General features: G+C 63.2%; 9 protein-coding genes. 5 read left to right on the top strand and 4 right to left on the bottom strand.

The features are described 5' to 3' along the window. Nucleotides 1-10: 10 nt before the first annotated feature. Together GM658_RS19890 and GM658_RS19885 are read right to left on the bottom strand one after the other, a co-directional pair. Entirely contained in the window at nucleotides 11-4,174 is a 4,164-nt protein-coding gene (locus GM658_RS19890; protein WP_155455805.1) for a DEAD/DEAH box helicase, read from the bottom strand. Then, on the bottom strand, nucleotides 4,171-6,066 hold the full coding sequence (locus GM658_RS19885; RefSeq protein WP_155455804.1) for an alpha/beta hydrolase family protein: 1,896 nt from the start codon (nucleotides 6,064-6,066) through the stop codon (nucleotides 4,171-4,173). Before GM658_RS19885 ends, GM658_RS19890 begins: the two co-directional genes overlap by 4 nt. A gap of 74 nt (nucleotides 6,067-6,140) precedes the next feature. On the opposite strand from GM658_RS19885, the gene hemE reads away from it, so the two are divergent. Both hemE and GM658_RS19875 read left to right on the top strand, forming a co-directional pair. Beyond that, the gene (gene hemE, locus GM658_RS19880; RefSeq protein ID WP_155455803.1) at nucleotides 6,141-7,217 is read left to right on the top strand and encodes a uroporphyrinogen decarboxylase; all 1,077 of its coding nucleotides are present in this window, start codon (nucleotides 6,141-6,143) and stop codon (nucleotides 7,215-7,217) included. A 725-nt stretch (nucleotides 7,218-7,942) separates the two neighbouring features. Then, nucleotides 7,943-9,952, top strand: coding sequence for a primosomal protein N' (locus GM658_RS19875; RefSeq protein ID WP_155455802.1), 2,010 nt, complete (start codon nucleotides 7,943-7,945; stop codon nucleotides 9,950-9,952). Between the two features lie 169 nt (nucleotides 9,953-10,121). Here the strand turns inward: GM658_RS19875 and GM658_RS19870 are convergent, their stop codons facing one another. After that, complete coding sequence (locus GM658_RS19870; protein WP_155455801.1) at nucleotides 10,122-11,018, bottom strand: ArgP/LysG family DNA-binding transcriptional regulator; 897 nt, start codon at nucleotides 11,016-11,018, stop codon at nucleotides 10,122-10,124. 66 nt (nucleotides 11,019-11,084) lie between these two features. On the opposite strand from GM658_RS19870, the gene GM658_RS19865 reads away from it, so the two are divergent. After that, nucleotides 11,085-12,533, top strand: coding sequence for a dihydrolipoyl dehydrogenase (locus GM658_RS19865; protein ID WP_155455800.1), 1,449 nt, complete (start codon nucleotides 11,085-11,087; stop codon nucleotides 12,531-12,533). A gap of 6 nt (nucleotides 12,534-12,539) precedes the next feature. Here GM658_RS19865 and GM658_RS19860 read toward each other — a convergent pair whose 3' ends face one another. Then, nucleotides 12,540-13,022, bottom strand: coding sequence for an SRPBCC family protein (locus GM658_RS19860; protein ID WP_155455799.1), 483 nt, complete (start codon nucleotides 13,020-13,022; stop codon nucleotides 12,540-12,542). Nucleotides 13,023-13,080: 58 nt separating this feature from the next. On the opposite strand from GM658_RS19860, the gene GM658_RS19855 reads away from it, so the two are divergent. Together GM658_RS19855 and GM658_RS19850 are read left to right on the top strand one after the other, a co-directional pair. Continuing rightward, nucleotides 13,081-15,153: a UvrD-helicase domain-containing protein gene (locus GM658_RS19855; RefSeq protein ID WP_155455798.1), complete on the top strand. Its 2,073-nt coding sequence runs from the start codon at nucleotides 13,081-13,083 to the stop codon at nucleotides 15,151-15,153. A gap of 43 nt (nucleotides 15,154-15,196) precedes the next feature. Continuing rightward, complete coding sequence (locus GM658_RS19850) at nucleotides 15,197-15,649, top strand: cache domain-containing protein (protein ID WP_155455797.1); 453 nt, start codon at nucleotides 15,197-15,199, stop codon at nucleotides 15,647-15,649. The last annotated feature ends 14 nt before the right edge of the window (nucleotides 15,650-15,663 follow it).

Genomic DNA, 15,663 nt, shown 5'->3' with positions numbered 1-15,663 from the left:
CATCTCCTTGTCAGAACTTGCGCAAGCCTTCGTTCAGCATCGCCAGCATATCGTCCGCCGTCATGCGCGCGGCGGTGTCGCTGCCATCGAGCAGGCTGTCGGCCAGCTCGCGTTTGTGGGCATGCAGTTCCACGATGCCTTCTTCGATGGTGTTGCGCGCCACCAGTCGGTAAATGGTGACCGGCCGCAGCTGCCCCATGCGGTGCGCGCGGTCCGAGGCCTGGTCTTCCACCGCGGGATTCCACCATGGGTCCATGTGGATCACGTAATCCGCCGCGGTCAGGTTGATGCCGACGCCGCCTGCCTTCAGGCTGATGAGGAAAACATCGCCTTCACCGGCCTGGAATGCATCCACCGATGCCTTGCGCGCCGCCATCGGCGTGCTGCCGTCAAGGTATTGGTACTGGATGCCGTTGCGGTCCAGGTGAGCACGGATCAGCGCGAGATGGTCGACGAACTGGCTGAATACCAGCACTTTGTGGCGGTTTTCCAGCAAGCCTTCCAGCAGTTGCGCGAAGGCGGCCAGCTTGCTCGACTCCAGCCGCAGCGACGGCGCCACCAGGTTCGGGTTGCAGCAGGCGCGGCGCAGCTTCATGATCTCCGCCAGGATCTGCATCGACTTCCTGTCCGCCGGGCCTTCGATGGAAGCCAGGTTTTCCAGCGCCTCGCGGCGCAGCGATTCATACAGCGCGGTTTCTTCCGGCGACAGGTCGACTTCCAGCACGATCTCGGTGCGGGCCGGCAGCTCGGTCAGCACCTGGGCCTTGGTCCGGCGCAGCACGAAGGGGCCGATCAGGCGGCGCAGGCGGTTGCGGGCGCCGACTTCGGCGCGGTGGTCCTGCTGGCGCTCAATCGGTCCCGCAAAGCGCAGGTTGAATTGCTCGTGGCTGCCCAGCAGGCCAGGATTGATGAAGCGGAACAGGTTCCACAGCTCGCCCAGGTGGTTTTCCAGCGGCGTGCCGGTGGCCACCATCTTGAAGTCGCCCTTGAGCGCCATCACGGCTTGCGAGCGCTTGGTGGCTGCATTCTTGATGTTCTGTGCTTCGTCCAGCACGATGGTGTGCCATTGCGGCTTGGTGAAGCGTTCCGACTCCAGCTGCAGCAGGCCGTAGCTGGTGATCACCAGGTCGAACGGACCGGCGTTGCTGACGATGTCGTCGCGGTCGCCGGTGGCGTACATTTTCACGTTCAGGGTCGGGGCGAAGCGGGCCGCTTCGCTGGCCCAGTTCAGGCAGACCGATGTCGGCGCCACGACGAGGGTCGGTCCTTGCGGAGCGCGCAGCAGGACCAGCGCGAGCGCTTGCAGGGTCTTGCCCAGGCCCATGTCGTCGGCCAGGCAGGCGCCGACGCCCCAATGCGCAAGGCGGGCCAGCCATTCGAAGCCGGCGAGCTGGTAGTCGCGCAATTCAGCCTGCAGGGTGCTTGGCAGCTGCGGCGCGTAGCTGGTGCTGGACTCGATGCGCTGCAGGTGCTGGCGCCACATGGCATCCGCTTCCAGCGTGCCGACGTCGTTCGCCAGTTCCTCCAGCACGAAGGCGGCCAGGCGGTGCACCTTCATGCCGGCATCGTCGTCTTCGCCGTAAGCCGCCAGCTCGGACAGGCGGCGGTGCAGTTCTTCCGACAGGGCGAGGAATTCCTTGTCGCCCAGCGCAATGAAGCGGCTCTTGCTGGCGCGGATCATGTCCAGCAGCGAGCGCAGGTCCAGTACGCGGTCTTCGTCGACCACGAGTTGGCCGCTGGCGGCGAACCAGTCCTTCTTGCTCTTAATGTTCAGGCGCAGCTGCTTGGTGTAGGCGGGCTTGGTGACGCGGAAGGCTTCGCCCTCCGGCCAGGCCAGCACAATCTTGTCTTCTTCGATGCCCTGCAGTTCGGCCAGCAATTGCAGGCACAGCGCGGGTTCGCCCAGCAGCCACTCGCCGTGTTCTTCGGTTGCCTGCTGCAGCACTTCGCATTTGAGGACCAGCTGGCGTTCGGCGTCGCGTTCATCGGCCAGCCTGCGGCGCGCCTGCACCGAGCGGCCATTGACGTCGGCGATCACGCTTTCAGCGCCGGCGCCGGGCGCGTAATAAGGCCCGGCATCGCGCAGCGGGCGTACCTGGAGCTGCATTTTCAAGCCTTGCTGGTAAGGCAGCAGGTGGATATGCAGGCGCGGATCGGCCTCGCATTGCTCCGCATTGGCGGCGCCGCCGCCGATGTCCGACTGCACGGTCACCATCGAAGACACTGCGCCGATCGCTTTCAGCACCTGGTCCTTGGCATGCTGCGGCACGGTCAGGCCATCGCCGACGATGGCGGCGATGCGGCGATGCTCGTCCTGCACGCTGAGTACGCGCAGGCGGTTCGGCGTCTCGCGCACCACGATCACATTGGCATTCAGGTTCTCGATGGCGGGCTGCAGCGAAAGGTGCAGCTGCCCCTGCTGCGTGCGGATCAGCAGCTCCGGCGCCCCGGCCAGCAGTTCGACCCGGGTATCCGGCGCATCCATCCAGAACACCAGCGGATGACCGACCAGCGCAAGCACGGCTTGCTCGGCGTCGATGTCATAACGCAGGCCGGAAGAATAGGCCTGGCGCGACGGCAGGATGGCGCTGGTGATGCGCAAATCCTGCGGCGTCAGGAATTCCATCTGCGCCGCATCGTCGCGCAGGCGCTTGAGCGCCACCGGGCGGCCCTTGCCCCAGGCTCCTCGCGCATCGCGTTTTTGTTCGCGCGGCTCGATTTCCGCAATGCCTTGCCGCGAGCCATAGCTGATCACCCAGACCAGGCGCATTTCGCCGCTGTTTTCGGCGCCGCCCTGCTGCAGGTTGATCAGCGCGGCCAGCTGGCGCTCCCAGGCCTCCTGCCGCTCGAACCAGGTGGCCATGTCGCTGAAGCCAAGCTGTTCGCGCCATGACGATGCGCGCCTGGCGGAGCCCTCGTCGCCCAGGTGGCCCAGCAAACTCTCCGCGCCGCCCGCCAACAGCAGGAAACCCGCCGCTGCCGCCGCTTGCGACAAGTCCTGCAATTCGGCGCGGCGCTGCTTGAGCTGCGGCAGCGCGAGCCAGTAATACAGCATGCACTGGAACATTTGCGCCTGCAGCGGCGTCTCCCAGGCGCGTTGCGTCACCAGTTCGGCCTGCATGGTGCCGGCGCGGATCTGGCGCAGCATGCTCAGTTGTTGGTAGACCGCGCTGTCGGGATTGTGCTGGGCGTGCACGGCGAGGTCGAGGTAGCTCTCGGCCGACTTCAAATGTTTGGCGTCGCCGCTGCGCAGCAGTGCCAGCACATAAAGATGGCCGGCGATGCCCTGGAACAGGTGTTTGCGCTTGCCGGACTCGCGGCGGATCGCCTTCAGCGCTGTTTCAAAGCCATTGATCGCGGCCGGCACTTCGCCGCGCAGTACCATGATCGCGCTGGCAAAGCATTGCACCAGCGCGCCGTCCATCCCCTCCAGGAAGCGCACCGCATCGGCCAGCTTGCCGCACAGGATGGCGTGTTCCGCCATCGCCAGGCGCAAGGCCGGACTGATTTCCTGCCCGGCCGCAAGGCGCCGCTGCAGGTGGCGCTCGGCGTAGCTGCGTACCTGCGGCGCCAGCGCCGGCTCGCGCTGCGTATGCTGGACCAGGAGCATCAGCACATCATCCTGCATGGCCGGATGCACCAGCAGGAGCATTCCCGCTTCGAAAGGACGCGAGAAGATGTCGACGACAGGATTCAGCTGGGCCGCTTCGTAGCACACCATGCAGGCGGCCAGCAGCGGCATCACGTCCTGCGGCGGCCGGCCGCGCAGCAGCGCCATGCGCAGGCGCGCCACGCCGTGGCGGTAGCTGCGCGGCTCGTAGGCGCCGTTCCAGTTCTGGCGCATCGGGTTCAGTACTTCATAGGCCTTGCAGATATCGTCCAGCAGGTGGGCGCCGATGGCGGCGCGGATCGCGGGCCAGCGCAGGCGCGCATTGCAGGCATAGCCGCGCCCGGCCACAGAGGTGGTGAAGGCCAGGCGTTCCAGCTTGAGGAGCGGATCGTCCAGCGTCAGGGTATTGAAGGGCTGGCCACTCGCGTCGTGCACGCCGGCCGTGACCATGTGGTCGAGGATGGCGGTGCGGCCCATCGGGTCGCCCACCAGCGACAGCAGGGCGAGGATGGCTTTCTCGGGTCCTTCGAGCGACTCGAATTCCGACAGCAGGGTATCGCTCATCCCGCCAGGCCAAACATGCGTTGGTAGAAGGCCAGCTCCGCCTGCATCGTGCGCACGATGGTGTCGGCCTTGCGGAAACCGTGGCCTTCACCTTCCAGCTCCACGTATTCGACCGGAATGCCGCGCTTGCGCAGCGCGTCCACCATGGCTTGCGATTGCTGCGGCGGCACTACCTTGTCGTCCAGGCCCTGGAAAAAGATCATGGGGCGCGACAGGCGGTCGGTATGCTTGATCGGCGAGCGTTCGGCGTAGACGGCCTCCGCCTGCGCTTTGGGTGCGATCAGGTATTCGTTGTAGTGCGATTCGAATTTGTGCGAGTCGTCGTCCAGGCCCTTCAGGTCGGACACGCCGTAATAGCTGGCGCCCAGCTTGAATACATCGTGGAAGGTCAGCGCGCAAAGCGTGGTCAGGCCGCCGGCGCTGCTGCCACGGATGATCAGGCGTTCGCCATCGGCCAGGCCTTGGTCGACCAGGTAGCGGGCGCCTGCGATGCAGTCCTCGACATCGACTACGCCCCACTGGCCTTTGAGCGCGTCGCGGAAGGCACGGCCAAAGCCGGTGCTGCCGCCGTAATTCACGTCCAGCACGCCGAAGCCGCGGCTGGTCCAGTATTGCGTCTTCAGGCTCAGGGTGCTGGCCGCCATGCCGGTCGGCCCGCCGTGGCTGATCACGATGACCGGCGGCCTCTCGCCTGCCGGCGCGCGTACGTCGCGGTTGGCGGGTGGGTAGAAGAAGGCGTATGCCGTGCGGCCATGTGCGCTTGGATAGCTGATGCTTTCAGGGATGGACAGGTAACCCAGGTCCGGCAGGCTGGCAATCGAACGCTCCAGCACTGAACGTTCGCCGCTGGCCAGGTCGATGCGGGCGATTTCGGTCGCGATGGCCGGGCTGCCGGCCAAGACGACAACATAGCCTTCACCCACGCGCAGTTCGCGGATTTCCTGGTAAGGAGTTTCGATCGGTTCCAGGACGGTGCCGCCGGTGCGCAAGCGCGCCAGCTTGCTGACGCCCTGCTCGATATAGCTGCAGACGATTTCGCCCTCTGCACTGAATCCATAGAGAGAATTGCCGAAGGTCCAATGCGGGGTCGCGAATTCCGCCGCCATCGGACACAGCGCCTCGGCGCCGCTGTCGCGCTGGCAGTACAGGTTCCACCAGCCGCTGCGGTCGGAGACAAAATGCAGCACGCCGGCCGGCGACCATTCGGGCTGGCAGATCGATTCCTGCGGCCCGCCCGCTACCCGCGCCGGCGAACCAAGCCGCCCGTCGGCTTCCACGTCGGCCACCCACAGTTCGGTGCCCTGCCACGGCATGCGGGGGTGATCCCACGACAGCCATGCCAGCCGTCGGCCATCAGGCGACAGGCGTGGCGAAGAATAGAAGTCGTTGCCCATCACGAGCACACGCTCACCGCCATCGAATCCGACCGCGCAGATGGTATTCACCGGTTGCGCATGCGAACCTTCGTCTTCCGGATGCTGCTCACGCACCGCAATCAGGCGCGCACGCGCGTGGTCGAATACGAAATCGGCGAAACGCTGCCGGCCCGGCGAGGTGAAGGCCTGAGGGACGCCGTCGGCGCCCAGGCGGTACAAGCGATTATCCCCATGGTGGGAAAACACCAGCTGGCCGCCATCCACGGCATAGGCGCCGCCGCCGTATTCGTGAACGCGGCTGCGCACATTGAACGGCATCGGCGTCACTTCTTCTGTGGCGTCACTGCGGCGGCGCATCATGGTGGTGCGCCCGGCTTCCGCTGCGCGGCCAGCCAGCCAATAGATATCCGTTCCGTCCAGGACGACCGAAGACAGCGGCGTGGCGCCCGCTGCCACCATGTCGGCGCTGATCGGCGAAGGCCAGGCGCCAAACGGCGCTGTCGAGTTGGATGTCATGGGCGCTCCAAATGCGTAAAAACAGGGCGGGGATGCGATAATACCCCCTTTCTACAAGCTTTAGATTGTCTTTCATGCCACAATTTGCCCAGCTGAAGAACGATACCTTCCTGCGTGCGCTGCTGCGCCAGCCGACCGAATATACCCCGGTGTGGCTGATGCGCCAGGCCGGACGCTACCTGCCTGAATACCGCGCAACGCGCCAGAAGGCGGGTTCCTTCATGGGCCTGGCGACCAACCCGGACCTGGCAACCGAAGTCACCCTGCAGCCGATCGACCGCTATGCGCTGGACGCGGCCATCCTGTTCTCCGACATCCTGACGGTGCCGGACGCGATGGGCCTGGGCCTGTACTTCGTGGAAGGCGAGGGCCCGAAGTTCGAGCGCCCGCTGAAGACCGAGCAAGACGTCAAGGCGCTGCAGCTGCCGCCGGCCGGCTCGCTGGACTATGTATTCAAGGCCGTGACCCAGATCCGCACCGAGCTGAATGGCCGCGTGCCGCTGATCGGCTTCTCCGGCAGCCCGTGGACGCTGGCCTGCTATATGGTCGAAGGCCAGGGCTCGCGCGAATTCCACACCATCAAGAAGATGATGTACGCGCGCCCGGACCTGATGCACCACATCCTGGACGTGAACGCGCGCGCAGTAGCCGAATACCTGAACGCCCAGATCGACGCCGGCGCGCAAGCCGTGATGATCTTCGACTCCTGGGGCGGTGCGCTGGCCGACGGCGCCTACCAGCAGTTCTCGCTGCAATACATGCAGCAGGTAGTGAGCCTGCTGAAGCGTGAAAAAGACGGCGTGAAAATCCCTGCCATCGTATTCACCAAGGGCGGCGGCCACTGGGCCGAAGAAATCGCCGCCATCGGCGCCGACGCCATGGGCCTGGACTGGACCGCCAACATCGGCAAGATCCGCGAACTGGTGGGCCACAAGATGGCCCTGCAGGGCAATATCGACCCGGCCGTCCTGTTCGCCCAGCCGGACCAGATCGCGGCCGAGGTGCGCCGTGTGCTGGATGCTTACGGCCCGCACAATAGCGGCCACGTCTTCAACCTGGGCCACGGCATTTCCCAGTTCACGCCGCCGGAGTCGGTGTCGGTGCTGGTGGATACCGTGCACAGCTACAGCCGCACACTGCGCGGCGGCTGATCCCCGAAGTTTCCGGCCAAAGGGCGCTGCGGCGCCCTTTTTTATTTCGTGCAGAAGCAACTTATACACAAAAATTTTTACTGCGGAAATAAGAGGCAGCCGTCAGGACTCTCCTCTCGCGCTAATCGTAAGTCGCTGATTTTTAAGAGATTAATTTTTACTGGATTTGTCAATGTTTTGGCTTTTGTAAACCTTATCCCAAGGGGCAAGCTACTTTGTTGGGTCATTCTCCACAAAGTTATCCACAAAAACTGTGGAAAAAAGCCAAAAGACCTTAGTAAACCGGCACTTACTGAAAACTTGTAGGAATTATCTTAGAGTCATGTTGCATTGCATGATTTTTCGCTAAGATTTTTGGTGGCGAAAACACTTGCGGAAACACAAACCTTGCGGCGCATGCCTGTGTACAATGCCTGGCTGGATGTTGTGGCGCATCAGGCACGTTTTCCACCCTTTGGAGCGCAAATAAAGCTTGATTTCAACAAAAATCTGGCCCCTAAATGGTGCACTTATGCACAGAGCGCAGAAAAATATGCACATTCCGGCGCTCCTAGGACGTATGTTATAAGTGTTTGAATTTAAACGAGAAAAAATAGGCGCTTTTGCCGGGTTTTCTCGGATTGCAAGCTGGAGGTTAGTGCTTGCTCAGAATTCCAGACCGTTTGTTCACAAAGTTATCCCCAGTTTCTGTGGATAGTTAAAAAACCATTGATCGATAGCTCTGGATGGCGCACTGCATTCTCAGAATTGCCTTGGACACGCCGCTTAACGCGGTCTTTGATTACCGCTGGGATTGCGAAAAATCAGAAGAACCGCGTGTAGGACAATTGGCACTGGTGCCATTCGGTCCGCGCGAGGTGGTTGGGCTGATTGTGGATGTCCTGGAGGAAACGGATGTTCCAGAAGAAAAGCTGAAAGCCGCACTGGCGGTGCGCAGCCAGTTGGCGCCGCTGTCCCGGCAATGGCTTGCGCTGGCCGGCTTTGCGGCCGAGTACTACCAGCGCCCCTTGGGTGAAGTAGCCCTGCCCGGCCTGCCCAAGAACCTGCGGGTGGCCAGCACCGTCGCGCTGGACCGTGCCATCAAGAAGCTGGCCAAGCTGGAAGAGCCGCACGACCCCGCGCCGGCCAATGTGCCGCAGCTGAATGCGGGACAGCAGGAGGCGGTTGATGCCATCGTCGGCGCGCAGGGTTTCGCGCCCTTCCTGCTGTATGGCGTTACCGGCAGCGGCAAGACCGAAGTCTACCTGCAAGCTTGCGCCCAGGTGCTGGCGCGCGAGCCGCAGGGACAGGTGCTGGTGCTGGTCCCGGAAATCAACCTGACGCCGCAGCTGGAAACCAATATCCGCACGCGCTTCCCCGGCGTGATGCTGTCCACGCTGCATAGCCGCCTGTCCGAGGGCGAGCGCATGCTGCACTGGCTGGCCGCGCATGAAGGCAAGGCGCGCATCGTGCTGGGCACGCGCCTCTCGATCCTCGCGTCGATGCCGAACCTGAAGATGATCGTGATCGATGAGGAGCATGATCCTTCGTATAAGCAGCAGGAAGGCCTGCGCTATTCCGCGCGCGACCTCGCCGTGTGGCGCGCGCACCAGTTGCAGATCCCCGTGATGCTGGGCTCCGCTACGCCTTCGCTGGAAAGCTGGCATCACGCGCTCAAGGGCCGCTACCGCAAGCTGGAATTGCGCGAACGCGCGGTGCAGCAGGCGGTGCTGCCTTCCGTGAAGCTGATCGACACCTCGCGCCGGCGCGGGCAGGAAGGCCTGTCGGAACAGCTGGTGGAGGCGATCAAGCTGCGCATGGAGCGCGGCGAGCAGTCGCTGCTCTTCCTCAACCGGCGCGGCTATTCACCGGTGATCACCTGCGAGTCATGCGGCTGGGTCAGCGAGTGCAAGCGCTGCACGGCGTCGATGGTGCTGCACAAGAGCGATTACCGGCTGCGCTGCCATCACTGCAGCCTGGAGATGCGCATTCCTCGTCATTGCCCGACCTGCGGCAATATCGATTTGCAGCCGCTGGGGCGCGGCACCCAGCGCATTGAGGAAAGTTTGCAGGAGCTGTTCCCGCAGGCGCGCGTGCTGCGTATCGATGCCGACAGCACGCGCCGCAAGGGCAGTGCGCAGGAGGCTTTCGATAGTGTGCACCGGCAGGAGGTGGACATCCTGGTCGGCACGCAGATGGTCGCCAAGGGGCACGACTTCAAGAACCTGACCCTGGTGGGGATCATGAATCCGGACAGTTCGCTGTTCTCGCAGGATTACCGCGCCAGCGAACGGCTGTTCGCGCAGCTGATGCAGGTGGCGGGACGGGCTGGGCGCCAGGGGGGCAGCGAAAGCGAAGTGCTGGTGCAGACCAGCTATCCGCAGCACCCGCTGTTCTCCGCCCTGGTGGCGCATGATTACGATTACTTTGCCAATTCGCTGCTCGGGGAGCGCGAGGTGGCTGGGCTGCCGCCTTATTTGTACCAGGCGATCTTGCGGGCCGAGGCGCGCGAGCTGGAGCTGGCGCTGGAATTCCTGCGCGGGGCGCGCGACCTGGTGCGGCATGAGGGGATCACGATCAATGAGCCGATCCCGATGAGCATGGCGCGCGTGCATAACATGGAGCGCGCGCAGTTGCTGGTGGAATCGCCCTCGCGGCCGGCGCTGCAGGCGTTCCTGAAAGAGTGGATGCTGGCGCTGCGGGAGCAGAAGACGCGGATCAAGTGGTCGCTGGAGGTGGATCCGGTCGACATCTAACCCGGTAAACCAGGGCCTGACCCAAGGGTCAGACCCCCAACGGTCTTAAGGTCGTGTAGTTGGTTCCAGGCTTTTGACTTATTGAGAAGATCAACGGCGCACATCCAAAATTCGAGGCTGCAGCGCTGACAGGGTCTGACCCTTGGGGCAGACCCAGGTTTACCGGTTTTCAGGGCTGCACGAGATAGCGCCGCGCGGTCGCCACAATCTGCTCATTCAGCGCATGCGTAAATGGCGTATCCAGCTCCCACGCATGCCAATCCAGCTCCACATCGATATGCCGCCCCGGCAGCAAATCCACCAGCGTCCCTTGCGACAAACCCTGCGCCGCCTGCAGGTAGGGCATCAATCCATAAGCCATCCCGCCAAGCACCGTATCGTTCAACGCCGTCGACAAAGGCAAAGTATGGTGCGGGAACGGCCTGACATACCCCGCCTCGCGCGCCAGGAAGCGCGCCATCAGATCCCGGTCATGCACCACCGCCGGCGCCAGCGCCAACGCCTCGGCCACGAATCCATCGCCAAACCAATGCCCCGCGAACGAAGGCGCAGCCACGCACACGAATCGCATGGCGCCAAGCGGACTGGCGGACGACCCCGCCGCAGCAGGCGAAGGCACGTCGGACCGCGCCGCCACGCAGCCAAACACTGCGCCTTCGCGCATCAGGTGCAGCGCCACTTCGCGCTCCGCGCACTCCACATCCAGCTGGCAGCGCGGCGGCGACAACAAGGGGCGCAAGGCGGACGGGAACCAGGTCGCCAGGCTGGCGGTATCGACGGCAATGGCAATTTCGGGCATGCTGGTCTGGTGGCCAAGATCGATGTCGAGCGCCGCCTCCATCAGCTTGACGTTCCGGTAATGCGAGATGAGGCGCTGGCCCAGGCCTGTCGCTTCGGCGGGCGAGCCGCGCACGATCAGCAATCGGCCGACCGCGTCTTCGAGCGCCTTGATGCGCTGGGATACGGCTGGCTGGCTGATGCCGAGCGCATTGGCCGCCTTTTCGAAGCTGCCTTGGCTGGCAACGGCATCCAGCACCGCCAGCGCGCGGTAGTCCAGATTTTCCATAAGATATGCTTAATACAAGCTCGAAAAGATAAGTCATACTAATGCATTACTCATGTCGGAGGCAAGATGGAAACCATCCAATGCGATGTGGCGGTGATCGGGGCAGGTACGGCTGGGCTAAGTGCCTACCGGGCGGCGCGCAACGCCGGCAAGCACGTTGTGCTGATTGAGGACGGCCCGCACGGCACCACATGCGCGCGCGTGGGCTGCATGCCGAGCAAGCTGCTGATTGCGGCGGCCGAAGCGGCGCATGCGGTGCGCGAAGCGCCCGGCTTTGGCGTCCATCCCGGTGAACTGAACATCGATGGCAAGGCCGTGATGCAGCGTGTACGCAGTGAGCGCGACCGCTTTGTCGGCTTCGTGCTGGAGAACGTCGCCGCCATGCCGGCTGAAGACAAAGTGCATGGGCGCGCGCGCTTTACCGCCCCCGATCGCCTGCAGATTGGCGCGAACCTTGAAGTGGCTGCGAAAGCCGTCGTCATCGCCACCGGGTCCAGCCCGGAGATTCCTTCTGGATGGGCAGCAGCCGGTCCGCGCGTGATCAGCAGCGATGCCGTTTTCGAATGGACCGACCTGCCGCGCTCCGTGGCGGTCATCGGCGCCGGCGTGATCGGTTTGGAACTGGGCCAGGCCCTGCACCGCCTCGGCGTACGCGTCGTCCTCATCGCGCGTGGCGATAGCGTGGCCCAACTCAAGGACCCGCAAGTACGGGCATCCGCCGCGCAAGCACTGGGCGAAGAAATGGATATCCGCTTCCGCACCGAAGTAGCGGCCATCCAGCGCGCAGGCGACGGCCTGGAACTGCGCACGCGCGGCGCCAACTGCGGGACGGAAGAACGCGTCGAGCAATTCGATTACGTGCTGGTCACCACGGGCCGCACGCCGAACGTCTCCGGCCTGGGCCTCGACCACAGCGGGTTGGCGCTGGATGAGAAAGGCGTCCCGAAGTTCGACCGCCACACCATGCAGTGCGGCGAGAGCTGCATCTTCATCGCCGGCGACGCGAGCGCCGAAATTCCGCTGCTGCCTGAAGCGGCGGACCAGGGACGGATTGCCGGCGCCAATGCCGCCAGTTACCCCGGAGTGAAGCGCGGCCTGCGCCGCACTCCGCTCGCCATTACCTTCAGCGAGCCGCAGATCGCCACCGTGGGCCAGGGCTACCAGGAACTATTGAATGGCCGCGAACATTTCGCGATCGGCGCCGTCAGCTTCGACGACCAGGGCCGCAGCCGCGTCATGCGCCAGAACAAAGGCCTGCTGCGCGTCTACGGGGAGTATGGAAGCGGGCGCTTCCTCGGGGCCGAGATGGTCGGGCCGCGCGCGGAGCACATCGGCCACCTGCTGGCCTGGGCGCACCAGGCCAGGATGACCATCGACCAGATGCTGGACATGCCCTTCTATCATCCGGTGGTGGAAGAAGGCTTGCGCACCGCCCTGCGCGACTTGTCGAAGGAGCTGCAAAAACCGCCTCCCCCGCCCAAGCCGGTGCCGAACGATTGCACGCCCGGCTGCTAAGCGTTGTCAGTTCAGGGCCGAATCCAGGCGGCCCTGGCTGGCCAGTTCGCGCAGCACACGAATGGTGTCGATGTCCGACTCCTGGTAAGCGGAGCGGCGGAAATCGTCGTACATGGCGTTGGCGGCATCGGTCGCGGCGTCATGGCCGTCGTCGTACTGGAAGCGTACGTACAGCCGCTCCGGCTGCGGCATCTCGATCGTCATGGTCAGGCTGGAGGCGCTGATGTCCTTCTGCGCCGGCACGTTGTAGCGCACCACATACGGTTCATGCAAGACAACATTGTCTTCAATGACAACATCGCCGTAGCGCAGGCGGCGGCTGAAACCGGCGTCCGTGCGGCTGGAGATTTCCGCTTCGTCCAGGTGCGGGACGAACAGCTTGGGCGATTCTGCGCGCAGCACCAGGCCGCGCCACAACTGCTGGTGCGAAATGGTGTCGCTCAGCGGGTTGAGGAGGTCGTTCACTTCTATCAAATGTTCAAATTTCATAATACTTTTGCCTGCTATTTCGGAGGTTTGATACCACTATATTCTGTACAATGCCGGGATGTCCAATGCACCCCAGTTCGGCCTTAACGGGCCCCAGAGCGAGGCCGTGCTCTATCTCGACGGCCCGGCCCTGGTACTGGCGGGCGCCGGTTCGGGCAAGACACGCGTCATTACGCAAAAAATTACCCATATGATCGAGGATCGCGGCTATGACCCGCGCACGATCGCCGCGCTCACGTTTACCAACAAGGCTGCGCTCGAAATGCAGGAGCGCGTCGGCAAGATGCTCAAGCAGCCGCGCCAGGCCAAGCTGCTGACCGTCTGTACTTTCCACTCGCTCGGCGTGCGCATCCTGCGCCAGGAATGTAACCATCTGGGGCTGAAAGACCGTTTTTCAATCATGGACAGCGACGATTGCTATTCGCTGGTCCAGGATCTGGCCATCACCACCGACAAGAACCTGATCCGCCGCATCCAGAACGACATCTCGCTGTGGAAGAACGGCCTGGTGACGCCGGAGGAAGCACTGAAACAGGCGCAGACCGAAGACGAGGCGCAATCGGCGCGCATCTACGGCAGCTATATCGCGACCCTGGCCGCCTACCAGGCGGTCGATTTCGATGACTTGATCCGCCTGCCGGTGGAGCTGTTCCGCAACCACGACACGGTGCGCGACAAGTGGCAGCGCCGCCTGCGCTACCTGATGATCGACGAGTACCAGGACACCAACACTTGCCAGTACGAACTGGTGAAACTGATGGTGACGGGCCTGGGCAAGAAGCCGATGTTCACCGCCGTGGGCGACGACGACCAGGCGATCTACGGCTGGCGCGGCGCCACCATGGAAAACCTGGCGCTGCTGCAGGTCGACTTCCCCGACCTGCGCCTGATCAAGCTGGAACAGAACTACCGCTCCACCACCCGCATCCTGCAGGCGGCCAATGCCGTGATCCAGAACAATCCGAAACTGTTCGAGAAATCGCTGTGGTCGGAACTGGGCATTGGTGAGCCGATCAAGGTGCACTCGATGCCGAACGAGGAGCAGGAGGCGGAGCAGGTCGCGATCATGATTTCGGCCGACCACTTCGAGCGCAAGAACAAGTGGGCGGATTATGCGATCCTGTATCGCGGCAACCACCAGGCGCGCGTGATCGAGCAGGCCTTGCGCACGCAGCGCATCCCGTACACGATTTCCGGCGGCCAGAGTTTCTTCGACAAGGCGGAGATCAAGGACATCATGGCCTACCTGCGCCTGATGGCCAATCCGGACGACGATCCCGCCTTCATCCGTGCAGCGACCACCCCGCGCCGCGGCATCGGCCAGTCGACGCTGGAAGCGCTGGGCTCATTCTCAGGCAAGTGGCAATGCTCGCTGTTCGAGGCCGTGTTCAAAGGCGGTATCGAAGCGGTGCTGAACGACCGCCAGCTGAAGCCCCTGCAGGACTTCTGCAACTTCATCCTCGAACTGGAATCGCGCGCCACGCGTCCCGGCCCTTCCGGCAGCGGCGACAACGCGGCGCAGGTGCTGGACGACCTGATGGAAGGCATGCACTACGAGCACTACCTGTACGACGCTTTCGAAGAAAGGGCGGCGCAGGCCAAGTGGGAAAACGTGATGGACTTCGTCAACTGGCTGAAGGACCGCGGCCGCGGCGGCAAGGACCGCGATGGCGAAGAAAAGAACGTGCTGGAGCTGACGCAGATGGTAGCCCTGATGTCCATGCTCGACGGGAAGGACGAGGAGCCGGACGCGATCCGCATGTCGACCCTGCACGCATCGAAGGGCCTGGAGTATCCGCATGTCTTTCTGGTCGGCGTGGAAGAAGGCATCCTGCCGCACAAGGGCGATCCGGACGCACCGGTCGAATTGCTGGCGCAGCGCATCGAAGAAGAGCGGCGCCTGATGTATGTCGGGATCACGCGTGCCCAGCGCACCCTGCAGCTCACCTGGTGCAAGAAGCGCAAGCGCGGCGGCGAACATGTGCAGTGCGACGTATCGCGCTTCATCGCCGAGATGGCGCTCGACGTAGGAACCGCCCCGCCGACTGAATCGGAAGTCCTGTCGCCGCGCGAACGCCTGGCGCGCATGAAGGAATTGTTGTCGGCTCCACGCGACATTAACCCGGCATGATTGGTGCTAGCATGGGAACTCTTCCTTAGGACAGGAGGCTCCCATGTTAGCTCGCATTTTCCTGCTCGCCGCCCTGCTGGGTGAGGCACCAATCGTCTGCGCTGCCGATGTCGTGACCAAACCTGAAGCCGAGGCAATGGTCAAAAAAGCCCAGGCATACCTGAAGGCCAACGGCCGCGAAAAGACCTTCGCTGAAATCAACAAGAAGGATGGCCCGTTCAGCGACCGTGACCTGTACCTGGTCGTCTACGGCAACGACGGCGTCGTGCGTGCGCACGGCGCCAATGCCAAGATGATCGGCAAGAACCTGATTGAATTGAAGGACGTCGACGGTAAACCTTTCGTCAAGGAACGCGTCGAGATGGCGAAGAAAAAAGTCCCCTTCTGGCAGGACTACAAATTCAACAACCCCGTCACCGGCAAGATCGAACCCAAAACCATGTATTGCGTGCCGGAGGAAGACATCATCCTTTGCGGTGGCGTCTACCTGAAATAGTAAAATGCCTGCTT

The sequence above is a fragment of the Massilia eburnea genome (genome assembly GCF_009720745.1).
Classification (GTDB): Bacteria; Pseudomonadota; Gammaproteobacteria; order Burkholderiales; family Burkholderiaceae_D; genus Rugamonas; species Rugamonas eburnea.
This window is presented reverse-complemented; position numbering and strand designations above follow the sequence as displayed.

What these genes read in the sequence shown, in the direction of transcription:
- GM658_RS19875 (WP_155455802.1), top strand. Translation starts at nt 7,943, where the DNA reads ATGGCGCACTGCATTCTCAGAATTGCCTTGGACACGCCGCTTAACGCG.
- GM658_RS19870 (WP_155455801.1), bottom strand. Translation starts at nt 11,018, where the DNA reads ATGGAAAATCTGGACTACCGCGCGCTGGCGGTGCTGGATGCCGTTGCC.
- hemE (WP_155455803.1), top strand. Translation starts at nt 6,141, where the DNA reads ATGCCACAATTTGCCCAGCTGAAGAACGATACCTTCCTGCGTGCGCTG.
- GM658_RS19860 (WP_155455799.1), bottom strand. Translation starts at nt 13,022, where the DNA reads ATGAAATTTGAACATTTGATAGAAGTGAACGACCTCCTCAACCCGCTG.
- GM658_RS19865 (WP_155455800.1), top strand. Translation starts at nt 11,085, where the DNA reads ATGGAAACCATCCAATGCGATGTGGCGGTGATCGGGGCAGGTACGGCT.
- GM658_RS19885 (WP_155455804.1), bottom strand. Translation starts at nt 6,066, where the DNA reads ATGACATCCAACTCGACAGCGCCGTTTGGCGCCTGGCCTTCGCCGATC.
- GM658_RS19890 (WP_155455805.1), bottom strand. Translation starts at nt 4,174, where the DNA reads ATGAGCGATACCCTGCTGTCGGAATTCGAGTCGCTCGAAGGACCCGAG.
- GM658_RS19855 (WP_155455798.1), top strand. Translation starts at nt 13,081, where the DNA reads ATGTCCAATGCACCCCAGTTCGGCCTTAACGGGCCCCAGAGCGAGGCC.
- GM658_RS19850 (WP_155455797.1), top strand. Translation starts at nt 15,197, where the DNA reads ATGTTAGCTCGCATTTTCCTGCTCGCCGCCCTGCTGGGTGAGGCACCA.